17 protein-coding genes are annotated in these 24008 nt (G+C 64.8%); 7 read left to right on the top strand and 10 right to left on the bottom strand.

Going from position 1 to position 24008, the window contains the following annotated elements:
• Positions 1-20: 20 nt before the first annotated feature.
• Entirely contained in the window at positions 21-2546 is a 2526-nt protein-coding gene (locus tag ACH488_RS05705; protein WP_397322818.1) for a DNA topoisomerase (ATP-hydrolyzing) subunit A, read from the top strand.
• A gap of 57 nt (positions 2547-2603) precedes the next feature.
• On the opposite strand, the gene ACH488_RS05710 is transcribed toward ACH488_RS05705, so the two are convergent.
• Positions 2604-2996, bottom strand: a complete 393-nt coding sequence (locus ACH488_RS05710) for a VOC family protein (RefSeq protein ID WP_397322819.1) — start codon at positions 2994-2996, stop codon at positions 2604-2606.
• A 126-nt stretch (positions 2997-3122) separates the two neighbouring features.
• Between ACH488_RS05710 and ACH488_RS05715 the strand changes: the two genes are divergently transcribed.
• The gene (locus ACH488_RS05715) at positions 3123-3641 is read left to right on the top strand and encodes a DinB family protein (RefSeq protein WP_397322820.1); all 519 of its coding nucleotides are present in this window, start codon (positions 3123-3125) and stop codon (positions 3639-3641) included.
• 9 nt (positions 3642-3650) lie between these two features.
• Here ACH488_RS05715 and ACH488_RS05720 read toward each other — a convergent pair whose 3' ends face one another.
• Genes ACH488_RS05720 through ACH488_RS05735 form a run of 4 tightly spaced genes read right to left on the bottom strand, consistent with a single transcriptional unit; the run spans position 3651 to position 10751 of the window.
• Positions 3651-4676 carry a GNAT family N-acetyltransferase gene (locus tag ACH488_RS05720; RefSeq protein ID WP_397322821.1) on the bottom strand — a complete coding sequence of 342 codons (1026 nt, stop codon included), beginning with the start codon at positions 4674-4676 and terminating at the stop codon, positions 3651-3653.
• 9 nt (positions 4677-4685) lie between these two features.
• A complete protein-coding gene (gene cydD / locus ACH488_RS05725) occupies positions 4686-8045 on the bottom strand; it encodes a thiol reductant ABC exporter subunit CydD (protein WP_397322822.1) in 3360 nt (1119 codons plus the stop codon).
• Positions 8046-8051: 6 nt separating this feature from the next.
• A complete protein-coding gene (gene cydB, locus ACH488_RS05730; protein ID WP_397322823.1) occupies positions 8052-9149 on the bottom strand; it encodes a cytochrome d ubiquinol oxidase subunit II in 1098 nt (365 codons plus the stop codon).
• An 18-nt stretch (positions 9150-9167) separates the two neighbouring features.
• A complete protein-coding gene (locus ACH488_RS05735) occupies positions 9168-10751 on the bottom strand; it encodes a cytochrome ubiquinol oxidase subunit I (RefSeq protein WP_397322824.1) in 1584 nt (527 codons plus the stop codon).
• Positions 10752-11033: 282 nt separating this feature from the next.
• Here ACH488_RS05735 and ACH488_RS05740 point away from each other — a divergent pair, with 282 nt between their 5' ends.
• The 3 genes from ACH488_RS05740 to ACH488_RS05750 all read left to right on the top strand — a co-directional run bounded on the left by ACH488_RS05740 (position 11034) and on the right by ACH488_RS05750 (position 13885).
• Positions 11034-11420: a BlaI/MecI/CopY family transcriptional regulator gene (locus ACH488_RS05740; RefSeq protein WP_397322825.1), complete on the top strand. Its 387-nt coding sequence runs from the start codon at positions 11034-11036 to the stop codon at positions 11418-11420.
• Positions 11421-11425: 5 nt separating this feature from the next.
• On the top strand, positions 11426-12415 hold the full coding sequence (locus ACH488_RS05745; protein ID WP_397322826.1) for a M56 family metallopeptidase: 990 nt from the start codon (positions 11426-11428) through the stop codon (positions 12413-12415).
• Between the two features lie 279 nt (positions 12416-12694).
• Positions 12695-13885, top strand: coding sequence for an MFS transporter (locus tag ACH488_RS05750; protein WP_397322828.1), 1191 nt, complete (start codon positions 12695-12697; stop codon positions 13883-13885).
• On the opposite strand, the gene ACH488_RS05755 is transcribed toward ACH488_RS05750, so the two are convergent.
• Positions 13882-15990: a type IIA DNA topoisomerase subunit B gene (locus ACH488_RS05755; RefSeq protein ID WP_397322829.1), complete on the bottom strand. Its 2109-nt coding sequence runs from the start codon at positions 15988-15990 to the stop codon at positions 13882-13884. The two genes, ACH488_RS05750 and ACH488_RS05755, sit on opposite strands and share 4 nt — an antisense overlap.
• A 256-nt stretch (positions 15991-16246) precedes the next feature.
• On the opposite strand from ACH488_RS05755, the gene ACH488_RS05760 reads away from it, so the two are divergent.
• On the top strand, positions 16247-16468 hold the full coding sequence (locus ACH488_RS05760; RefSeq protein ID WP_021473125.1) for a hypothetical protein: 222 nt from the start codon (positions 16247-16249) through the stop codon (positions 16466-16468).
• 153 nt (positions 16469-16621) lie between these two features.
• Here ACH488_RS05760 and ACH488_RS05765 read toward each other — a convergent pair whose 3' ends face one another.
• From ACH488_RS05765 to ACH488_RS05780, 4 genes are all read right to left on the bottom strand, one after another.
• On the bottom strand, positions 16622-17938 hold the full coding sequence (locus ACH488_RS05765; RefSeq protein ID WP_397322830.1) for an RNA polymerase sigma factor: 1317 nt from the start codon (positions 17936-17938) through the stop codon (positions 16622-16624).
• Positions 17939-18184: 246 nt separating this feature from the next.
• Positions 18185-19534 (bottom strand): DUF4192 domain-containing protein, encoded by a 1350-nt coding sequence (locus ACH488_RS05770; protein WP_397322832.1) that lies wholly within the window; start codon positions 19532-19534, stop codon positions 18185-18187.
• 92 nt (positions 19535-19626) lie between these two features.
• Complete coding sequence (locus ACH488_RS05775; protein ID WP_397322833.1) at positions 19627-20988, bottom strand: nitrate/nitrite transporter; 1362 nt, start codon at positions 20986-20988, stop codon at positions 19627-19629.
• Between the two features lie 35 nt (positions 20989-21023).
• Positions 21024-21962, bottom strand: coding sequence for a proteasome assembly chaperone family protein (locus tag ACH488_RS05780; RefSeq protein ID WP_397322834.1), 939 nt, complete (start codon positions 21960-21962; stop codon positions 21024-21026).
• A gap of 335 nt (positions 21963-22297) precedes the next feature.
• Between ACH488_RS05780 and ACH488_RS05785 the strand changes: the two genes are divergently transcribed.
• Positions 22298-23821 (top strand): leucyl aminopeptidase, encoded by a 1524-nt coding sequence (locus tag ACH488_RS05785; protein ID WP_397322835.1) that lies wholly within the window; start codon positions 22298-22300, stop codon positions 23819-23821.
• Positions 23822-24008 lie beyond the last annotated feature (187 nt).

The raw sequence follows: 24008 nt of genomic DNA on the forward strand, positions 1-24008 counted from the left end.
TTCAAGGATCCACCGCACCCATGGCCCGCAGCCAAACTTCAGCACGCAAAGGCGAGCCCCTCGGCGATTTCACCGAGACGATCGTCGACATTGACGTCACTTCCGAGATGGAGGGCTCCTTCCTGGAGTACGCCTACTCGGTGATCTATTCGCGTGCACTTCCCGACGCACGTGATGGCCTCAAGCCCGTCCAACGCCGCATCCTCTACATGATGGCCGACATGGGCCTCCGCCCCGACCGCGGACACGTCAAGAGCGCCCGTGTGGTGGGCGAAGTGATGGGTAAGCTCCACCCGCATGGTGACGCCGCGATCTACGACGCGATGGTGCGCATGGCGCAGGATTTCTCCCTTCGCTTGCCGCTGATCGACGGCCACGGCAACTTCGGTTCGCTGGACGATGGTCCGGCCGCGCCCCGTTACACGGAAGCCCGGCTGGCCGCAGCGGCCCTGACCATGACCGACCACCTCGACGAAGACGTGGTGGACTTCGTTCCCAACTACGACAACCAGCTGACCCAACCCGAAGTCCTGCCGGCGGCGTTCCCCAACCTCCTGGTGAATGGAACCACGGGCATCGCCGTGGGCATGGCCACCAACATGGCTCCGCATAACCTGGTGGAAGTCATCGCGGCCGCACGGCATTTGATCGCCAACCCCGAGGCCACGCTGGATGACATCATGAGGTTCATCCCGGGTCCTGACCTGCCCACGGGTGGGCGGATCGTCGGCCTGGACGGCATCCGCGACGCCTACGCGGGCGGGCGCGGTTCCTTCAAGACCCGGGCCAAGGTGGAAGTGGAGCAGCTCACTGCCCGGCGGACCGGCCTGGTGGTGACGGAACTTCCCTACATGGTTGGCCCGGAGAAGGTGATCGAGCGCATCAAGGATGCCGTCAACGCCAAGAAACTGACCGGCATCAGCGATGTCGTGGACCTGACGGACCGCAACCACGGCTTGCGCCTGGTGATCGAGCTGAAGAACGGCTTCAATCCCAACGCTGTCCTCCAGCAGCTCTACCGGTTCTCCCCGATGGAAGATTCCTTCGGTATCAACAACGTCACCCTGGTAGACGGCCAGCCGCAGACGCTTGGGCTCCTGCAGCTCCTGCAGGTGTACGTGGACCACCGCCTGGATGTGGTCCGCCGGCGGACGGCGTTCCGCTTGGGCAAGAAGAAGGACCGCCTCCACCTGGTGGAGGGCCTTTTGATCGCGATCGTGGACATTGACGAAGTCATCCAGATCATCCGGTCATCCGATGAAGCTTCCGCGGCCCGCGAACGCCTCATGTCCATCTACGACCTCACCGAGATCCAGGCCAACTACATCCTGGAGCTCCGCCTTCGCCAGCTCACCAAGTACTCCCGCATCGAGCTGGAGAAAGAGCAGGACGAGCTGCGCAGGGAAATCGAAGCCCTTGAGGCGATCCTGGGCAGCGACCAGTTGCTTCGTGAGCTGGTTTCCGGCGAGCTGGCCGAGATCGCGGAGAAGTACGGAACTCCGCGCCGGACAGTCCTGTTGGAATCCGAGGCCGTGTCTCCTACGGTCGCCGCCGCCCTGGCGTCTGCCGCCCCGAGCCCCAAGGGCAAGGCCGCCGCGCTTCCCTTGGAAATTCCGGACGACCCCTGCTGGGCGTTGCTCAGCATGTCCGGCCAGATCGCCCGGACCTCCAACCAGGAACCCCTCGCCGAATCGGGTCCGCGGGCAAAACACGATGTGTTCCGTTCGGTGGTCAAGACCACGGCCCGCGGCGAAATCGGGGCCGTGACCTCCACGGGCCGGATGCTCCGCCTGCAGGTGATGGACATGCCTGTGCTTCCGCCGGTGAGCGGTTTGCCGAACCTGGCCGGCGGAGTGCCGGCCAGGGAGTTCATCACGCTGCTCAAGGGCGAGGCCTTGGTGGCCTTCGTCCCGCTGGACCAGATCCTGGCGATCGGCACGGTGCAGGGCGTGGTGAAGCGCGTCCAGCCCGACTATCCCCTGAACCGCGAGGACTGGGAGATCATCTCGCTCAAGGACAAGGACACCGTCCTCGCCGTAGAACCGGCGCACGAGGACGACGTCGATCTCGTCTTCCTGACCAAGCAAGCCCAGTTGCTGCGGTTCACTGCGTCCAACGTCCGGCCTCAGGGCCGCACGGCTGGGGGCATGGCGGGCATCAAGTTGGCTGCAGGAGACGAAGTGATCCACTTCGGTACCGTGCGCCCCAACGATCCTGCCGCCGTCGTGGTGACCATCGCCGGGACCGTTGGCGCCCTGCCCGGTACGGCCCCGGGCACGGCGAAAGTGACTGCCTTCGAGGAGTACCCGGCCAAGGGCCGCGCCACGGGCGGTGTCCGAGCCCACCGTTTCCTCAAGGGCGAAGACACGCTCCTGCTGGCGTGGGCAGGGCACGGCCCGGCCAAGGCGTCAACCAGTGCAGGCGTTGCCCGTGCCCTACCGCAGGAACACGGCCGGAGGGATGGGTCCGGCGTGCCGTTGTCCCAACCAGTGGAGGCGATCGGTCCGAGCATGGCGTGGCCCGAAACCGCTCCGGACGGCGCCTAGGCGAAGCAAAGGAAAGGCCGGCGGCCTCAATAGGCTGCCGGCCCGTCCCCTTGGGTGTCAGCCGTTCCGGCCCATCTGGTTCAGGCTCAGGATGTTTCCCTCGGTATCGAGGAACCAGGCCGCCGCGGTGCCATCGGGCATGGTGGCGATGCCATCCTCTGTCTTCAATCCGGGGAAGTCGTAGTCTTCGAAAACCACGCCCTTTCCACGGAGTTCGGCCACTGTGGCGGCAAGGTCATCCACATTCCAGCCCATTTGGGTGTTCTTGGCTGTTCCGGCGTTGGCGGTTTGGTAAACGAAGAATCCCGTGCCATCTCCGCACCTGTATTGAAGGTTGTCGTCGTCGTCCGGATTGTCGGGTTCGAGGCCGAGTTTTTCGCTGTAATACGCGCGGGCCCGGGCAATGTCCGATGCTGGCAGGACGGCAGCCACTTGCTGATCTTTGAGCATGATTCTCTCTTTCCGGCTCTCCTCCCGGAACGAACTCTACTCCTGCGCCGACGCGAAGCAATCGGCAAACGGAACCTGTTTAACCGCCTGCGCAGTACAGGGCAGGGAGCCGCATAGACTGGCGGCATGCCAATCATTCCTGAGGACAAAGACTGGACGTGGGTGCTCGCCGAGCCCTGCCCCGAATGTGGATTCGATGCTTCGACGGTCACGCCAGCGACCGTACCCGGAAGCGTCCTGAGCATGCTTCCCCGGTGGCGTTCGGTCCTCAAGCGTGAGGATGCAACAACCCGGCCCAATGACCACACGTGGTCTCCCGTGGAATATGCGTGCCACGTCAGGGACGTCTTCGAGCTTTTTGGCCAGCGCTTGAACCTGATGCTCACGCAGGAGAATGCAGCCTTCGACAACTGGGACCAGGACCAGGCAGCCATCGATGGCGACTACGCATCGTCCGACCCCGGCCAGGTCGCCGACGAACTGGTCACCGAAGGCGAGCAGGTGGCTGAGTCGTTCGCACGCGTTGTCCAGGACGAATGGGAGCGGACCGGCACGCGGAGCAACGGCTCGGCCTTCACCGTCCTGACGTTTTCGCAGTACTTCCTGCACGACGTCGTCCATCATTTGCACGACGTCGACGGCTGAAGGCCAGCGCTACAACCGCTTCTCCCACGTGATGCTCCGGCTCACCGGCCTGTAGCCCATGCCCACGTATAAACCGAGCGCTCCCGTGGGATTGGCCGAGTCCACATCCAGCGAGGCTATGTCCATGCCGTCCGCCGCGAACCTGCGCATGGCATCGGCCAGCAGGGCCTGGGCGATCCCCCTGCCGCGGAATTCGCGCCGGACACCGAGCAGTTCCGTGTAGCCCTCGGTGAACCCGCGGTCAGCGGCTGCGTCGGGGTCGAAGCTGGCCAGCTGGTATCCCGCCACCGTCCCCGAGGCCGTGTCGATCGCCACCGTGCTCCAGTCGTGCCGGGCCGTGGGCTCTTCCATGGTGAATCGCCAGGATTCCCGGTCCCTCGGTTCGCTGCCCCAGTGGTCCCTGAACGCGTCGTTGTGGGCCAAACGGACCTGCTCGTGCAGCGAGGCGTCCAGGGTCCGCAGTTCAAGTCCTGGAGGGAGCGGCGCCAGGGGCGCGGGATCCGACAGTGGACGGTGCATCTCATTGAACCAACGCACAGCCGCATAGCCACGCGATTCCAGCAGGGCCGCCTGGTGCCGGTGCTGCTCTTCCGTCCGCACCCGAAGCCGGGGCTGTGACGCCAGGTGCCCCGACCCGGCATCCGCGGCGAACCGCTTGATGGTCCGCGCTTCCTGCCAGGCAAGGACGGCCGAGCCGATCCCCCGACGCTGCCAGCCAGGATCGACGCAACCCATGCCGGTGGCCTTGTCCCCGTCCGGGTTCTTGGCGATGCGGCCGTAGGCCCGGGCCACACCGTCGCCATCGAGGCCCAGGAGCGTGCTGGTCCGGGCATCGTTGGTGGTTGACTCCAGGATGTGGAGCAGGTCGCCGGACTTCTCGAACCACGCAGGATGCTCGACGGCGGCCGTCCGGGCGATCAGTGCGGCCCAGTTGTGGAGCTGGTCCACGGTGGCGGCTTGCCACCGCAGGCCCGTTGCCTCGGCCGCCGGTAAGTCCTGGTGCGGCGGAACGTCATGAGGGTGCTCTTCGGCCATGCCAACAGGCTACTGAGGAGTCTGGCGGGCCACCAGTTCAGCTGCGACCCTGGACTTCCCTTGCAGCTCCAACCGGGCGTCAGCGGCATCGATATCAGCTGGATTGTGCGTCACCAGCACTACCGTGACATCCCGGAGTCCGTGCCGAAGGGTCGCCATCATGTCCCGGGCGGAGGCTGCATCCAGGTGCGCCGTCGGTTCATCGAGCAGCAGCACCTGTGCCCCTGTCAGGAGTGTCCGGGCCATGGCAAGCCGCTGCCGTTCACCGCCGCTGAGGAATGCTCCGCCGGGACCGATCCTGGTATCCAATCCCTCCGGCAGGCCACCAACCAAGGAATCCAACCCCACGTCCGCGAGGGCCTTGCGCATCTCAGCTTCACCCGGCTTGTCTCCCGAAGGCCTGGCCAGGAGGAGATTGCCGCGGATCGTGGAATCGAAGAGGTGTGCTTCCTGGGGACACCACGCGGCACTCCCGGTTAGCCGGACACTCCCCGAGGACGGTTGGAGGAAGCCGAGCAGAACCGACAACAAGGTGGACTTGCCCGACCCCGACGGTCCGGTGACGGCGAGCCACTGTCCGGGCGCAGCCTCAGCGGAAAGCGCGGAGAAGACCTCAGGGCCGCCCGGCCATGCCGCGGAGACGTCCCTCAGCTCGAGTCCCGGGCCGCCGTCCCGGTCGGGCAGCGGGTGGATGCCGCCGTCGTCGGTTTGCCCGGCATGGCTTGCGTCCAACGCGCCTGCGCCGGCCACCCGCCGCAGGACGGCTGCGAGCGCAGGGGCTTGGCGGATGGCTGGCACCACTCCGGCGTATGGTTCCACGAGGGCGAGCTGCATGAGGACGATCACGGCCACCAAGGCGGGGTTGACTGCACCGTCCAACGATGGCGCGGAACCCAGGACTCCGGTCCACAACGCGGCCAGCGAGCAGGCCAGCACAATGACGGCCTGGCCCAGCCCCTCAGCCCATGCCGAACGCTGCGCGGCGAGGGTGGCTTCCCGGTCCTGTTCCTTGAGCGCCTCCAGGACGGGACCCGCCACACCGTTGGCAGCGAGTTCGGCACGCGCGTCCAGGGCCGCTGCGGTTCCACGCAGGATAGTGGCGTGGAGTTTCTGTTCGGCCGTCGCGGCATTGCGGTCAGCAAAAAGTGCCAGCAACGGAGCTGCCACCAGGCCGAGGGCGGCCGCCAAGAGGGTGGCCGGGAGCGCGGCGGGCAGCACCAACGCAGTGGCGATGATGGCGCCGGCCGCAACGCCTGCGGCTGCCAGGGGTGGAAGAACCACCCGGGGAAGGAGGTCCCGGAGGGTGTCGATGTCATCCACCACCGAACCCAGGACGTTTCCGCCCTGCAGCAGTCTGCGCAGGGCCAGCGCACGGCGGCTCAACGCCTCCCACAAGGAGCCACGCAAACGGCTCATCGCGGCGAACACGGCGTCGTGGGTCAGCAGCCGTTCGGTGTACCGGAGCACGGCCCGGCCAATGCCGAAGAAACGGACGCCCACGATCGCGCCCAGCAGGTAGAGGATGGGAGGTTGTTCGCTCGCCCGGATAATGAGCCATCCGGACAAACCGGACAACGCCACCGCGAACAAGGCGGCCAGTACGCCCACCATGGCGGCACCGGCGAATTTCCAGCGGACCGGTCTCAGGACTGAGCCCAGGGATGCCAGAATCGCCGTCCGACCGGTAACGGAAACACCGTTGCGGGCTTTCGCGGCGACGTCCGCCCCCACGTCCCCTGTTCCGCTGACAGTCAACAGGGGTTCCGGCACCTGAGCCGCTGGTTCGCCGGCCCGCCCCAGGGGGACGGTGTGGTCCGCGAGCCGTCGCGTCGCGGCGTCATGGGCCACCAGGATCACCGTGGCACGGCCACGCAGGGACCCGATGACGGATCGCACCACGGCTGCTGATTGTTGGTCCAGGTGGGCCGTTGGTTCGTCCAAGAGCAGCAACGTGGCTCCTGACTCAAGGCGTGCGAGCCCACGTGCCAAGGCAACCCGACGCAGCTCTCCCGGGCTCAGTTCCGCCGGATGCTTGCCTGCCAAATGTCCGGCCGCGGCCTGGTCCAGCAACCGGGCAACAATCGCCGGATCCTGCGACGCTTCGCCGAGGTAGAGCAGGATTTCGTCCTGCACCGTTGCGCGTGCCATGACCGGATGCTGTGGAACCCAGGCAACCGTCCCGGCACCCGCAACGGTGCCGGCTACGGATGCTTCGGCTCCGTTGCCCACCAGGCCGGCCAGGACAGCCAGGACAGTGGTCTTTCCCGCACCGCTTGGGCCGTCCAGGGCGGTAACCCGCCCCGCTGGTGCGGTGAACGTCAAAGGCCCGACGGCGGGTCCCGGCCTTCCCGCATAGCCCACCACCAGATCGGTAACCACGACGTCGGCCGGCCCGGACGTGCCGGGAGCATCACTGGTGACCGGGGTGCTGGCAGGGGCGGCCAGCACGGCGTTGGTGGTTTCGAGGGCCTCCCGGCCGTCGTCGCTGGCGTGGTGCGCCGTACCGAGTTCGCGCAGGGGCAGGTAGCAGTCGGGCGCAAGGATCAGGGCCAGGAGACCTGCTTCGAGGGCCATGTCCCCACCCACCAGCCGCACGCCGATGAACACTGCCACCACCGCCACGGAGATCGTGGCGATGAGTTCAAGGGCCAGGGCTGACAGGAACGCGGTACGCAGTGTGGCCATGGTCCGGGACCGGTACTGCTCGGAGATATCCTCCAAGGCGGCGCGCTGGTCGCCCGCCCTTCCCAAGCCCACCAGGACAGGCAGGCCCTTGGCCAATTCCAGGATGTGGCCGGACAGGGTGCGCAGCGTGGTTTGCGCCTCGCGGACCTTGTCCTCGGTGTGCCGCCCAATGAGGACCATGAAGAGCGGCACCAAGGGCACGGTCAGGACGATGACCACAGCACTGACCCAGTCCGCCCAAAGAATCCTGGCACCTACCAACAGGGGTATGGTCGCGCAGTTAACCAAGGCGGGGAGGTACTGCGTGTAGTAGTCGTCCAGGGCGTCCAGGCCCCGGGTGGCAAGAATGGCCAGTCCGCCATCGTTGACCCGGGCACCGGTGGAGGCTCCGCCGTCGGTCAGCGCTTTGCGCAGGAGTTGCGCGCGCAGTTCCTCTTTGACGCCCAGGGCGGCACGCCGGGACGCGATGCCCTGGCCCCACACGGCGAAGGACCTGAGCACCGCACCCACGGCACCCCACACCAGGCCGCCATGCCAGTCGGCTTCACCTCCGGCAAGGCCCGCGAGCATCCCGGCCACGGCTTGGGCCATCAGGACCAGGGCCAGTGCTTTGAGTGCAGACAGGACGCCTGTTCCGTAGAGCGCGGCGCGGGTTGCAGGACCGGAGGGGAACACTGGTTTCATGGAGGGTTAGGCTCCCGGGCTGGAGGCGTTGCCGGGCTGCTGCCGATCCTGCTGGGGACCCGCGTTCAGCAGCACCTTGGACGCAATGGCAGGCAGGAAGCCGTGGGCCTCGGGAATGTGCGAAGAGCTTACGCGCCGCCGGAAGACCCAGTACGTCCAGGCCTGGTAGGCGATGACCAGCGGAAGGCCCACGGCAGCGACGACGCTCATCAGGCCCAAGGTGTAGTCCGAGGATGAGGCGTTGGAGATGGTCAGGTTGAAGGCAGGGTCCAGGGTGGACGGGATGACCACAGGGAACGCTGCCCCGAAGATCGAGGCCGTTGCGCACACAACGAACGCCCCGGTGGCCCCGAATGCCCGTCCCTCGGCACCCTTCCGGGCCCACAACCATGCCAGGACCACGACCACCACTCCGGCAACCACCAGTGCCCAGGTCCACGGCTTCCCGCTCAGGAACTGCACGGCAACCATCCATCCGAGCAGTGGCAAGGCGGCCACGGCAACCATACGCACGAACCAGCGGCGCGCCCGGTGCCGCACTTCGCCGTCGGTCTTCAAGGCGAGGAAAGCCAACGCGTGCACCAGGGCGAATGCCACCACAGCAAGGCCACCCAGCAGCGCATAGCCGCTGAACCAGGCCAGCGGACCTCCGGTGCGGTCGCCGTTGGCGTCGATGGGCAGGCCCGTGGTGGTCAGTGCCAGCGCGGCGCCGATGCCGAAGGCGGCCACGAAAGAGCCCAAAGCGATGGCCCAGTCCCACCCGTTGCGCCAGCGTTCAGTGTCCACCTTGCCGCGGTATTCGAAAGCCACAGCCCTGAAGATGAGGGCCACCAGGACCAGCAGCAGGGGCAGGTAAAGCGTGGAGAACAGGGATGCGTACCAGAGGGGGAACGCCGCGAAGGTCGCTCCGGCCGCCGTGAGCAGCCACACCTCGTTTCCATCCCATACGGGTCCGATGGTGTTCAGCAGCACGCGTCGGTCCGTGTTGTTCCGGGCAAAGAGCTTCATGAGCATCCCGACGCCCAGGTCGAAGCCTTCGAGGAAGAGATAGCCGGTCCACAACACAGCGATGGCCACGAACCAGATTGTTGGCAACAGTTCCATTGGTGGTTTCCTCTGTCTCTAGTAGGCGAAGGCCAGCACGTCGTCGCGCTTGTCCGGGGCGGAAGAGTCATGGTCGTCCCCGTCGTCCTTGCTGTGGGCCAGTTCCGGCATGGCGGAAGCGACACCGCCTCGGACGTACTTGACCAGCAGCCTGACCTCCACCACCAGGAGCACGGCGTAAATGGCAGTCAGGACCACCAACGAGCCCATGATCTCGCCGGCGCTTACGCCCGGGGAGACGGCGGCGGCCGTGAACATGAACACCTGGTCGATGCCGTTCATGTCCGGGTTCGGTGCCACCACGAAGGGCTGCCGGCCCATTTCGGTGAAGATCCACCCGGCCGCATTCGCGCCAAACGGAGCAAGGATGCCAAACACTGCCAGGCGCATGAGCCACCGGGATTCGGGAACAACTCCCTTGCGGGTCACCCAGAGGGCAAGAAGGGCTGCCAGTGCAGCGACGCCGCCGAATCCGATCATCATGCGGAAGCCCCAGTAGGTCACTTCCATAACAGGGACATATTGGATCTCCTTGCCGGCCCGGTCACCGTACAGCGGGTTGTCCGGCAGGTGGGTGCCGTATTTCTCCTTGTACTCGCCCAAGAGGCTGTTGACGCCCTTTACCTCGGTGGTGAAGTCGCCCTTGGCGAGGAAGGAGAGGATTCCGGGAACCTCGATCACCGCCACGATGTCGTCACAGTTCTTGGCCCCGAGGTTGCCCACGCTCAGGACGGAGAACCCGGTCCCGTCGTGGCAGGCGGCTTCGGCTGCGGCCATCTTCATGGGCTGCTGCTCGAACATAAGCTTTCCCTGCAGGTCGCCGGTGATGGCTGTACCGGCAAAGGAGATCATGGCCACTACTGCGCCGATCCGGAGGGAGCGCATCCAAACGGTGTAGTCGGTCTTGTCGCGGCCGGGGATGGCAGCCTCACCCGGCACCAGCTTGCCGTCCTTGCCAACGACGTCAATGCCGTCATGCCGCCTGCGCCACAGGTGGTACCAGGCGATGCCCAGCAGGAAGGCCCCGGCAACGCCCAGCGCCCCGAAGAGCGTGTGTGGAACGGCTACCAATGCCGTGTTGTTGGTGAACACCGCCCACGCGTCCGTCATGACGGGCCGGCCATCCACCATTTCCACTCCGACGGGGTGCTGCATCCAGGAGTTGGCGACAATGATGAAGTACGCAGAGAAGATGGAGCCGATCACGGCGATCCACAGGCACGCCAGGTGCACGCCACGCTTGAGCTGCTTCCAGCCGAAGATCCACAGCCCCAGGAACGTGGACTCCACGAAGAAGGCCAGCAGTGCTTCCAGGGCCAAGGGGGCGCCGAAGACGTCACCTACGAAGCGGCTGTACTCACTCCAGGCCATGCCGAACTGGAATTCCTGCACAATGCCGGTGGCCACGCCCATGATGAAGTTGATGAGGAAGAGCTTTCCCCAGAACTTGGTCATCCTCAGGTACTCCACTTTTCCAGTGCGGTACCAAAGGGTCTGGATGATGGCCACCACCAGGCCAAGCCCGATGGTGAGGGGAACCATCATGAAGTGGTAGACGGTGGTGATACCGAATTGCCAACGTGCAATTTCCAAGGCGTCCATGGCTGTCCTTTGTCCGGCGGCCCATAGCGGGTGCTTAGTTCTACGTCGCGTAGAACTAATCTTCTACACAGTGTAGAACAGATGTGGCAAGCTCAGTCCAATTCTTCAAGTGGCGTTACACACCCGCAAGGGGGCAGTGCAGCGACTGCCGGGGGACGCGGCGCGCCGATAGTTCTACTTCGCGTAGAATGGGGGCCTGAAAAGCGGTAGATTTATCGTGGAATGTTGGATCGTCGCGGCTCGCCAGAAGGATGGCGGGGCGCGGAAGGTAGGGACGTATAGATGGCGAGTCTTGGGGAACTGGAACGGGCAGTGATGGATCTGCTCTGGGCGGGACAAGAAGCCGCAACCGCCAACACGCTGCGTGACTTGCTGGCCCAGGACTCCGAAGCGGGGGATGGCTCCGCTGGGCACCAGGGCAAGGACCTCGCCGTGACCACGGTCCTGACCGTGCTGTCCCGCCTGGAAAAGAAGGGCCTCGTGGAGCGCGAACGCGGCACGCGCCCGCACCGCTACCAGGCTGTCTCCAGCCGGGCGGACCACACGGCCGAACTCATGCACGAGGTCCTCGGCTCGGCACCGGACCGGGAAGCCGTCCTGGCCCGCTTCATTGGCTCCGTTTCAGAAAGTGAAGCCGCGACACTGCGCAAATTGCTCGGCTACAATTAGCCACTATGTTCTGGACCTCATATCTCCTGGCGGTCCTGGCATTGATCCTGGCATGGCCCGTACCCGTGCTTCTCTCCCGGGCGCAGTGGCCGGCGCGCTCCCCCTTCACCGCCATGGTGCTCTGGCAGGCCATAGCACTTGCCGGTGGCCTGTCGATGATCGGCGCCATGCTGGTCTACGGGCTGGAGCCCATAGGCGACACCCTGATCGCGGGGCTGAAGGGCCTGGCGGGCATGGTCTTCAACAACGCACCAACCACCGCGCTGGGGTTCTGGCACCTCTTTGCGCTCTCGGCAGCCGCCCTGCTGACGGCCCACTTGGTCTTCACGCTGCTGCTGACCTATTACAAGATCGAACGGCAGCGGCGCAGGCACCGTGAATTGCTCGCCCTGCTCGCTTCTCCCTCCGCCGATGGCCCCGGGACTGTGGTCATCAACCACGACTCCCCCGTGGCTTATTGCCTCCCAGGCGGCGCCCGGTCGGTGACAGTCCTCTCCGATGGCCTCATGGCGGCTCTCGAACCGGCGGAACTCCGGGCGGTCCTCATCCACGAAAACGCCCACCTCTCCCAACGGCACGACCTCCTCCTCTGGGCCTTTGCAGCCTGGCGGCAGGCGTTGCCGTGGTTTCCCACCACCAGGCTGGCGCAGACTGCGGTGAATTCGCTGATCGAAATGCTCGCCGACGACGTTGCCCTGCGGACCGAAAGCAAGGGCACGCTCATCAAGGCAATCGCAATAGTCTCCAGTGGCTCCGCGTCGCCTGGCACACTTTCAGCCGGCTCGCTGGCGGGAGGCAGCGGAATCATCGAGGGCGGATCCGTCAGCGCCACCGGTGGGGCCGACTCCCCACGCACGACGGCGTCACGCGTCAGCCGCCTGCTCTCGCCTCAGCCACCACTCGCCAAGGGACTGCGAACGCTGGTTCTGGTGGTCTCGGCACTGTTGCTCGCGGTCCCGACAGCGCTGCTGATTGTTCCGGGATTGCTCGGCTGAGCTCGGGCTTCCGGCCCCGGGAACGGCTACGTCAGGGTAGCCTCATAGACCAGTTCGGCAAAGCCATCCAAGTCTGCAGAGCACTGTGCCAAGCGGTCGGCGGCCTCCGAGGCCTGTCCACAGCTGCCCACGTCCCGGATCCCGTGTCAACGAACTGCTGGACCTGGCGAGTCCTTCCTCGAACGCGGGATGGGCGGGCAACACCCAGATTGCTGACGACAGCGGCACTGCCCGGCCTTCAGCAGCTCCCTCCACACGGCTCCCGGTACATTGACTGATGTGAACGCTGAATCCCCCGTTTTCCACAACAGCCATCGATGGCCGCTCTACGCAGCCGGTTTCACCACAGCCTTCGGCGCCCACGCAGTGGCGGCCGGTTTGGGAGCCGAAAGCGCCGACATCGGCCTCAACCTGCTGGGTTTGGGCGTCCTGCTCGCCCTCTACGACGTCGCCGAAGTCTTTCTCAAGCCGGTCTTTGGCTCACTCAGCGACCGGATCGGGCCCAAACCGGTCATCGTCGGGGGTCTCGTAGCCTTCGCCGGCGCTTCCCTCCTCGGACTCTGGGCCGAACAGCCGCTCATGCTCGCAGCCGCGAGGCTGGGGCAGGGAATGGCCGCCTCGGCATTCTCGCCTGCGTCTTCCGCCAGTGTTGCGCGCCTGGCAGGCACCAGGACGGGACACTACTTCGGCCGCTATGGCTCGTGGAAGGGCCTGGGATATGCCATCGGCCCGTTGCTGGGCGCCCTCGCCATCATCACTGGTGGCTTCAGTTTGCTGTTCGGGGTGTTGGCCATGGTGGGCTTGCTGACCGCAATCTGGGCTGCTGTGGCCGTACCACGCCTCCAGCCGCTCCCCCGGCCCCGATACACGATCCTGGACGTCTGGCGGCAAAGCACGCAGCGGTCCTTCCTCGGCCCAACGATCGTCTTGGCCGCCGGCACCGGGGCCTTGGGAGCGGCCGTCGGCTTCCTTCCCGCGTTGGCAGCCAGGGAGGGACTTGGCACTGCGGGGAGTGTCGCCGTCGTCACCGTCCTGGCCATAGCCTCCGCGCTCATCCAACCGCGGATCGGAAGGCTCCGGGACCGCGGAATCCTGCACGACCGGCCCGGCATGGTGTCCGGCCTCCTGGCCATCGCAGCCGGGACGCTCACGGCAGCGCTGCTTCCCGGCCCGGCCGCCATTTACGCCTCTGCGTTGATGATCGGGGCGGGCATCGGCGTCGCGACGCCGCTGGCCTTCGCGCACCTTGCGGACTCCACGCCGGCCGAGCGGCTGGGCCGCACCATGGGCTCGGCCGAACTCGGCCGGGAACTTGGCGACGCCGGAGGTCCCCTTCTGGTGGGCGGCGTCGCCGTCGTTGCCGGCCTGCCGTGGGGGCTCGGCGCTCTTGCCGCCGTCGCAGCGGCAGCATCCCTGGCCGCGCCGTCGTCAAAGGCAGACGACGACGCCGTTCGTCCCGCGCAACGCTAGGCGTCGATGCGCTCCCGATCCAGCGTCGCGGCACCGGCGATGATGAACTCCTTGCGCGGTGCCACGTCGGATCCCATCAGCAGGTCGAAGACTTCCTCGGCACGCTGGGCACTGTCGATGCCCACCTTACGCAGCGTGCGGTGCCTCGGGTCCATGGTGGTCTCGGCCAGCTGCTGGGCATCCATCTCGCCAAGGCCCTTGTAGCGCTGGATCGGTTCCTTGTAACGCTTTCCTTCCTTGGCGAGGTTGGCCAAGAGGACGTGGAGCTCGGCCTCCGAGTACGTGTAGATCATCTCGTTCGCCTTCTGGCCCGGGTTGATGACTTCAACCCGGTGCAGCGGAGGCACGGCGGCGAATACCCTTCCGGCTTCGACCATCGGACGCATGTACCGGAAGAACAGCGTCAGCAGCAGCGTCCGGATGTGCGCGCCGTCAACATCCGCGTCGGTCATGAGGATGACTTTGCCGTAGCGGGCAGCATCGATATCAAAGCTGCGGCCGGATCCTGCGCCCACAACCTGGATCAGTGCTGCACACTCGGCGTTGGAGAGCATGTCCCCCACCGAGGCTTTCTGGACATTGAGGATCTTGCCTCGGATGGGCAGCAGGGCCTGGAAATCGGAGGAACGTGCCAGCTTGGCGGTGCCCAGGGCGGAATCACCTTCCACAATGAACAACTCCGAACGCGCAACATCGTCCGTCCTGCAATCGGCAAGCTTGGTAGGCATCGAAGACGTTTCCAGCGCATTCTTCCGGCGCTGGGTTTCCTTGTGCACCCGCGCTGAAATGCGCGACTTCATTTCGCTGACGATCTTCTCGAGGAGCAGCGAGGATTGCGCCTTGTCATTGCGGTTGGCAGACGCCAGCTTCGCTGAGATTTCCTGTTCCACTACCCTGGCCACGATGGCCCGCACGGCCGAGGTCCCCAGGATCTCCTTGGTCTGCCCCTCAAACTGTGGCTCGGCCAGACGCACCGTCAGGACTGCCGTCAACCCGGCCAGGACATCGTCCTTCTCGATTTTGTCGTTGCCGGCCTTGAGCTTGCGTGCGTTGGCCTCCACCGCTTTGCGGAATGTCTTGAGCAGTGCCGCCTCAAAGCCTGCCTGATGGGTTCCGCCCTTGGGAGTTGCGATGATGTTGACGAAACTGCGCATCGTGGTGTCGTAGCCGATGCCCCAGCGCAGCGCAATGTCCACTTCGCAATCACGCTCCACTTCGGCGATCTTGCTGTGGCCGTTCTCGTCAAGCACGGGAACGGTCTCCTTGAACTTTCCGGATCCGTGGAGGCGCCAGACATCCGTCACGCCGGAGTCGGCGGCAAGGAAATCGACGAACTCGGAAATTCCGCCATCGTGGTGGAAGACTTCCTCATGCACGCCGGCCTCACCGGGGGTGCCTGGCAGTTTGCGTTCGTCGCGGACGGTGATTTTCAGTCCCGGTACAAGGAACGAGGTTTGGCGGGCGCGGGCAACCAGGTCCTCATAGGAGAACCGGGCATCAGGCGTGAAGATCTGACGATCCGCCCAGTATCGGACGCGGGTTCCGGTGACTCCCCGCTTGGCCTTACCGACGACGTCAAGCACCGAGCCCTCCACGAACGGCTCAAACGCCGACTCGGGACCAGTCTTGGCGCCCGAATCCTGGAAACGACCCGGCTCGCCCCGGCGGAAGGACATCTGGTAAGTCTTGCTGCCGCGGTCCACCTGGACGTCCAATCGGCTTGACAAAGCGTTGACCACAGAAGCGCCGACGCCATGCAGGCCACCCGATGCAGTGTAGGAGCCGCCGCCGAACTTACCGCCCGCGTGCAGCTTGGTGAAGACCACCTCGACGCCTGTCAGGCCCGTCTTGGGTTCAACGTCAACCGGGATGCCACGGCCGTCGTCATGGATCTCCACCGAGTTGTCAGCGTGCAGGATGACCTTGATGTCGTGGCCGAATCCTGCAAGCGCCTCATCCACCGCGTTGTCGATGATTTCCCAGAGGCAGTGCATGAGGCCACGGGAGTCCGTGGAACCGATGTACATGCCCGGGCGCTTGCGGACAGCTTCCAGGCCCTCAAGGACAGAAAGATGCCGGGCGTTGTATTCAGAACTCGGTGCCACTCGCGGTGTGCTCCTTCGGGGTATATCTCAGGGTGTTTCCAGCAGTGTTTGCATCCGCCAAAATCAAGGCAAACTCTGCCCATACTAGGGTAGCCGCCGGCGCCGCCGGGAACGGTTTGCCACTCCCGTAAGCGGCACGGCGGTCCCGTTACGTTACGCACATGTGATACGCGGACAGCGAAAGTGATCCATCCTTGCCATGGTTCTGCTTCGAATACTGGTTATATGGATGTACAGAACTACTAAGGAGGCCGACATGACAACAGCAGTTGCAGACCGCACGCTTAACGCAGCTGACCGATGCGATCGTTGCGGGGCTCAAGCATATGTCCGCGTTGTACTCGAGTCCTCCGGCGGTGAGCTGCTTTTCTGCGGCCACCACGCCCGCGCAGTTGAGGCCACGCTCCGGCCCCTGACCTCCGACTGGCACGATGAGACCGAACGCCTCAACGAGAAGGCACCCGTTCCGGTCGACTAGCAAGGACAACACACCGCAGCAGGGTCTCTCCCACCAGGGAGAGACCCTGTTCTTGTTAACGGCCCTGCCCAGGGGTGCCTCGCCGCCCCGGGGCTTAAAACAAGCAGCCCTGCCCGGATATCCGGCAGGGCTGCTGTTCACTTCCAGCGGTTCTTAGTCCAGGTAGTCCCGCAAGACCTGCGAGCGGGACGGGTGCCGCAGCTTGGACATGGTCTTGGATTCGATCTGGCGGATACGTTCACGCGTCACTCCGTAGACCTTGCCGATTTCGTCTAAAGTCTTCGGCTGGCCATCAGTCAAGCCGAATCGCATGGCAACCACACCGGCTTCACGCTCGGAGAGCGTGTCCAGTACGGAGTGCAACTGCTCCTGGAGAAGCGTGAAGCTCACGGCGTCTGCCGGAACAACGGCCTCCGAGTCCTCGATCAGGTCACCGAACTCCGAGTCGCCGTCTTCACCCAGAGGAGTGTGCAGGGAAATCGGCTCGCGGCCGTACTTCTGGACTTCCACAACCTTCTCAGGGGTCATGTCAAGTTCCAGGGCCAGTTCTTCCGGCGTGGGTTCGCGTCCGAGGTCCTGCAGCATCTGGCGCTGCACACGGGCCAGCTTGTTGATGACCTCAACCATGTGGACCGGGATGCGGATGGTCCGCGCCTGGTCGGCCATTGCACGGGTGATGGCCTGCCGGATCCACCACGTGGCGTACGTGGAGAACTTGAAGCCCTTGGTGTAGTCGAACTTCTCCACGGCGCGGATAAGGCCCAGGTTTCCTTCCTGGATCAAGTCCAGGAAGAGCATGCCGCGGCCGGTGTACCGCTTGGCCAGGGACACCACGAGACGCAGGTTCGCCTCAAGCAGGTGGTTCTTGGCGCGCTTGCCGTCGTGGATAACAAACTCAAGCTCGCGCTTGAGCTTGGGGTCCATGGATCCGTCATCGGCGGCAATCTTTTCTTCGGCAAAGAGGCCGGCTTCGATCCTGAGCGCCAGGTCGACTTCCTGCTCGGCGTTCAGCAGAGCTACCTTGCCGATCTGCTTCAGGTAGTCCTTGACGGGGTCTGCGGTTGCACCGGCGGACATGACCTGCTGGACGGGGGCGTCGTCGTCATCGGCATCGGAATAGACAAAGCCGGAACCAGTGGGGGCAGGCTTGTCCTTGCCGGCAGGAGCACCCTCTTCAGCCTCGTCGTCGCCGACTTCCACTTCCTCAGCTGCCGAGGGATCGAATTCTTCGTCCTCGACCTCCACATCGTCAGAGTCGTCTTCGGCGTCTGAAGACTTGTTGGCAGCCTCGGCCGCGGCCTTGGCACCGGGCTTGGGTCCACGCTTCTTGGGTGCAGGCTTGTCAGGGTTTCCCTCTGACGCCTTGTTGGCAGCACGAGTCGCCGCGCTCTTTGCCGAAGCCGCCTTCTTTTCCTCAGCGGACAGTTCGGCCTGGGCGGCGGGTTCCTTCTCGACGGAAGACGGGGTCACAGAAAACCTTTCTAGCGGCGGTCTGTGGAATCACCATGCGGGCAACACCACTATGACCCTGTCAAGTCCGCGATTATTTTCAAATGCAATCGCCGTCCGCAGGGTCTCTAGGTACAACTGCCGACGCCGCCGAAATGTTCCCCGAATACGGGGGCCAACGGGCATTCAAACGCGGACCCAACCGGGTCTCGGCATCCATTGTCTCACGATTTTGCGAATCCCACGCGTAGCAGACCGGTCAGCGGCCTATTTCCTGTCCGCAACGTAGGTACCCCACGCCGAGTCAGGACGCCGGGCCCATCCGCTGACGGTGCCTTGGCCCAGGATCTCGTCGAGGAGTTCGGCCAGTCTGTATCCGGGCTTGGCAGCCAGGGCGCGGTCCAGGCAGGCATGGGCGAACGAACCACTCCCCTTGCACCAGGCGATCCATCCTTGGAGGGTCAGTGCAGCCGCCGCGGCCTCGCTCTCTTCTTCGTCGAAGCTCAGGAAGGACAACACCCGCTGCAGGGCATCGAGGAGCGGCCAATCGGGAATGCCGGGTTGCACACCCAGGAGCACCTCTCCGTAGGAGAAGAGCCCGTCATGGCATGAATCCAGGGACGGCTCTGGCACTTCCGGCTTTCCGGCCACCCCGCCTCCTCCGCCCGTGCCAGAAGCTGTTGCGGGCCAACCGCACGGATCATGGCCGGCACGCAGCCCAAGTTCGCGTGGATCAAAGGGCAGCGACGGTGAGACATCGTCGTCAAAGATGCTGAAGGCCTCCGCCCCGGCCTTCGCAGACCGCACCCCGGCCGCCGCCATGACCATGATGGCGTCCCGCCATGGCGGGACGGCAAGGCTTGCCCGCAGGAAGCCCGCCAACTCGTCGGCGGCCGGCCCCTCGAACCCCTGAACCTCCCTCGCACCGTCCGGGGTTGATTCGCCACGCGCCCACGGCCTGTCCAGGATCTGGAGCCAGGCATCCATGACGGCGTCCAAGCACAGCCGGCTGCGCCATGCACCAGTGAACTGGCCCTCGAATTTCAGTTCCGCCTCAAGCACGCCCTCAGGTGTTTTTCCTGGCAGCGCGAGCCTGGGCGGGTCCACACGGCTCTGCGGCGACGATCCCACACTGCTTCCGCGGTAAACCATCTCGGCGTTGATCCTGCTGTTCCGGATCTGCTCTACTGGCAAGCCCGGGACCGGACAGCAGTCCGCGTCTGTACAGAAAGCACTGCGCCAATAGTCGTTTCCCACCAGCCACGCTTCCCGGACGCAAAGCCCCACAGTCTCGAGAGCCTGCTGCAACGCCACCAACACCGGCATGGCGTGGCACACCACCGAGCCGTCGTCCCAACCGGCACTGTCATACAGGGCAAGGACCACACCGTCCGCATGTTCGTCGGCGAGGAGGTGGTTCCGTACGTACTCTGCAAAGGCAGCCCGGACGCGCGGCGAGTTTGACGTGGGCAGGTCCACCCGAAGGGTAGCTCCGAAAGTCTTCTCCTGCATGGTGATGGCTACCAGGCTGTCCTGGGGCCAGTAGCCGAGCAGATGCGGAATGTAGCCCAGGACGTCTTCGGGCCGGTAGATGTTGAGGGTCTCGTTGCTGGTCATGCCTCAAGCTTGGCCAGCGCGGAGTGGACCGCACAGCCGCCTCTTGGCGTATGTGGAAAAGAGCTCTTGGGGACGACCAGTGAAGCTGGTTGCTATGTGTCGCCAGGGTGGGTGGAAGCCTGGCGCGCTGTACGCCGCCGCTCAATCCGCTCACGGCGTTGCTTGGCCAGCGTTGCCACCAGCGGGGCAACATGGATGCCCTGCGCCGCCATCTGGCGGCGCACCTTGCGCCGGGTCAAGAGGATCAACACCGTGCCCAGCGCTAGGAGCACGAACTGGATGCTCAAAGCGATCCGGAACGGGGCCAGTCCGTACAAGACACCGTTGGAAAAGCCACTGGCATTCAGGACGTCAAGCACCAGGCCGATGAGGTAGATCGCCACAAGCGCCGCGATGAATCCGCCGACGTTGACGATTCCCGTTGCGGTTCCGATCCTGTGCGAGGGATTGAAGGTCCTGGCAAAGTCGAAGCCGATCATCGAGCCCGGACCTCCGACGGCCAACACCACCACGAGGACTACAAGCAGCCAGAGCGGCGCCCTCTCGGGCAGCACGAGGACCGCCGCCCACACCAGTGCAGTGGCAAGGGTTATCAGAAGGACCATGGCCGAACGCCTCATGGGGTGCTTGGAGACGAACCGCCCCACGCCGGGTCCCGAAACAATGGCCGTGGCCACAAACAACGCCATCAGCGCAGAAACTGTGGTTGCGTCCAGCCCCTGGGCCGAAAGGAGGAAGGGGTAGCCCCAGGTCATGGCAAACAGGTTTCCGCTGAACTGCACTGTGAAGTGGCTCCACAGCCCAAGCCTCGTACCTGGCTGCTTCCAAGCCCGCGACAAGGAAACTCCCGTGGCCCTGAGCCCTTGGGAGGTGTCCCGGGGCGGGTGGCCCGGAGGAGCATCCCTCAACAGGACAAGGACAAGGACGACGGCGAGCACGGACAGTGCCGCCAGCGACAGGAAGGCAGGGGTCCACCCCGCGGAATGCAACAACAGCGCGAACGGCACCACGCTGAACAACTGGCCCAATTGACCGCACATGCCGGTCAACTGCGTCACCAACGGTACGCGTGCCGGAGCGAACCACAAGGGCACCAGCCGGATAACCGAAATAAAGGTCATGGCGTCTCCCGCGCCCACCAGCACCCTGCCCAGGACTCCACCGGGAACGCTGTCCGCGAAGGCCAATTGCAGCTGCCCCAAGCCCATCAGGACCGCGCCACCGGCAACCATCACCCGGGAACCAAACCGGTCCACCAGGACACCCACGGGAATCTGCAAACCCGCGTAGACCAGCAATTGCAGGACGGTGAAGAAGGAAACCGCGGCGGCGCTGGCGTGGAACCGCTCGGTGGCCTCCAGGCCCGCAACTCCAAAGGAGGTGCGCTGCGCCACGGCCACGAGGTAGGCGAACACGCCGATTGTCCAGATGAGCCAGGCGCGGGGAGAATTCACTCCTTAATTATGCCTGTCAGGAGATCAAAGCTGATTTATTGGGGCGCGTCCTTACGGGCGAGGTAGGCCTCCACCGCAGCACCGAGATCCTCAGCGTTGGGAAGTTCATCGTTCTCGTCCGCCAGGAGGGAACGTCGCACTATGCCCTCGGACTTCTCGTCGTACCGGGCTTCCAAATTCGAAACCACGGCCTGCACTTCCTCGGACGATTCGATCTGTTCGGCAATTTGCCGGCCCACTTCCCGGCCGGATTCGCGCAACCGGTCGGTGGGCAGCATCAGCGACGTTGCCGCTCCCAGGTACTCCAGGCCAGCGACAGCCGCTTGCGGGTACTCCGCTTCGGACAAGTAGTGCGGGACATGGATGACGTAGCCTGCAACGTTGCGTTCGGCTTCGGTGAGCCGCAGCTCAAGGATGTGTCCGATCGCGGCAGGAACCTCCACCGTTGGTTTCCAGCTGGAAATGCCCTCGATGAGTTCGGGACGGTTGCCATGGACCGTAACGCCCACGGGCCGTGTGTGGGGAACAGGCATCGGGATTGAGTGGATCCAGGTCACGAGGTTCACGTCGAGCTTTTCCACAATGCCCACAACGGCCCTGGAGAAGCGTTCCCACTGCAGGTCAGGCTCGAACCCTGCCAGCAGGAGGAAGGGCTGCCCGAGTCCGTCGGTCAGCTTGTACAGGCCCAGGCGCGGCGGCTGGTAATCCTGCAGGTGGTCCTCGACAAAGGTGATGTGCGGCCGCCGGGAGCGGTAGTCGATCAACTGGTCGGCGTCGAACATCGCCACCACTTCGGCGTCGAGCTGGTCAAGCAGTTCCGCATTGATCTGCCGGACCACATGTCCGGCGTCGGCGAAACCGGTAAAGCCCATCACCATGTTCAGTCCACGCAATTCGGGGCTGTGGAAAATCTCGATGTTGCTCGCGTAGAGCGCCTCGGGGTCCAGGAGGGAGCCGGATATCCGTTCAAACACGGCATGTTCCTTTCACAGTGGCAAAGTTCGGGGCCCGGCCAACGCATGGATTCGCGTGGAATCCGTGCAGGCCAAGGACCGGTCTTGAGGGTCCGTTGTAGATACAACGCAGCACGTCGAGTGCGCATTCCTGCCGCCCGGTGTGCCGCAAATCTCATTTAATTGCTCTCCGCAGCCTGCGAGAGACTACGATCGAAATGGGCCGGCGCCCTTTCGCTACGCTGGTCCCGAAGACCAAGGCCGCCGTCGCAACAAGACGCCGGGCGCGTACCGGAGCAGGGCGCCAAACATGCAGCCCTGCCATGCAATGCAGAGAGAAGTGAGGACACATCCTCGTGGTCAAGACTACTGACATCCTCCTCGGCGTGATCGCCAAGGATCTGAAAAAGTCCCCCAGCGACGCCCTCGTGGTGGGCGTGGCGCAAGGCGCCGACGGCCCGGTGCTGCTGTCCAATCCCCTGAGCGCCAAAGCAGCCGAGTCAATCACCGGCTCCCTGAAGGTCCTGGGCATCACGGGCGCAGCCGACCAAGTGCACCGCCTGCCGGGGCTTCCGGAAACCGGTTCGGAAATCCTCGTCCTCGCCGGTGCAGGAAAGACGTCCGACGGCGGCCGCCTCACCGAAGAGGCGCTGCGCCGCGCGGCTGGCTCCGCTGTCCGCCAACTCGCAGGCCTGTCCACGGTAACGCTCGCGTTCCCGGCATCCACGGTGGCCGAAGTCGCAGCCATTGCCGAAGGTGCGGCCCTTGGCTCCTACTCGTACACCGAGCACCGCTCAAGCCAGGACGGCCTGAAGGCGCCCGTCAGCAAAGTCCTCCTCTGCACCGAGGTAGCCGCAAAGGAAGCACAGCCCGTCCTGGACCGTGCCACTGTCCTGGCCCGTGCCGTCAACGCTACGCGCACCCTGGTCAACCAACCCCCGAGCCATCTCTTCCCTGAATCGTTCGCCGACTCTGCCAAGGAGCTCGCCAAGGGCCTGCCTGTCAAGGTCACCGCGTGGGACGAAAAGCGCCTGGAAAAGGAAGGCTTCGGCGGTATCCTCGGCGTCGGCAAGGGCTCTACCCGCCAGCCCCGCCTGGTCAAGGTGGAGTACGCCCCGGCCAAGGCCACCAAGAAGATTGCGCTGGTGGGCAAGGGCATTACCTTCGACACCGGTGGCATCTCGATCAAGCCGGCCCTCGGCATGGGCGACATGAAGAGCGACATGGCCGGTGCCGCCGTCGTCCTTAACGCTGTCCTGGCCATCGCCTCCCTCGGGCTGCCTATTAAAGCGACTGCCTGGCTTTGCATCGCGGAGAACATGCCTTCCGGCGCAGCGCAGCGGCCCGCCGATGTCCTCACTATCTACGGCGGCAAGACCGTCGAGGTCCTCAACACCGACGCCGAGGGCCGCCTGGTCATGGCCGACGGCATCGTCGCCGCCAGCCTCGAAGCCCCGGACGCCATCATCGACGTCGCCACGCTGACAGGCGCCCAACTGATCGCCTTGGGCCTGCGGACCGCGGGCGTGATGGGCTCGGACTCCGTGACCGCCGCCCTCAAGTCCGCAGCAGACCGTGCCGGCGAACTGGTGTGGCCCATGCCCCTCCCCGAGGAGCTGCGTCCCAGCCTGGATTCGCAGGTTGCGGACATCGCGAACATCGGCGAACGCAATGGCGGCATGATGACCGCAGCCGTCTTCCTGCGCGAGTTCGTCGGAAAGAACGGCAACGGTGAACAAATCCCGTGGGCCCACGTGGACATCGCCGGACCGTCCTTCAACAACGGCAGCCCCTACGGCTACACGCCCAAGCAGGGAACCGGCTGCACTGTCCGTACCCTGGTGGCCTACGCGGAAGACCTCCTGACAGCTTCCGCCTAGGCGTTCCTGCCACTCCGCCGAGGCACGGGCGGGCCTTCCCGGACCACGTCCGGAAGCCCGCCCCGCCCCGGAATTATGCGGTGTGTAGGGCTGTGTCACAAGTGAACGTGAGTCTCGACACAAGCGCTCCACAAACGCCCGCAGAGGGTGGAGCATGGGTAGGTGGTTCGCTAAGGTGAACTCGATA

It is taken from the genome of Paenarthrobacter sp. NPDC018779 (assembly GCF_044391085.1).
Classification (GTDB): domain Bacteria; phylum Actinomycetota; class Actinomycetes; order Actinomycetales; family Micrococcaceae; genus Arthrobacter.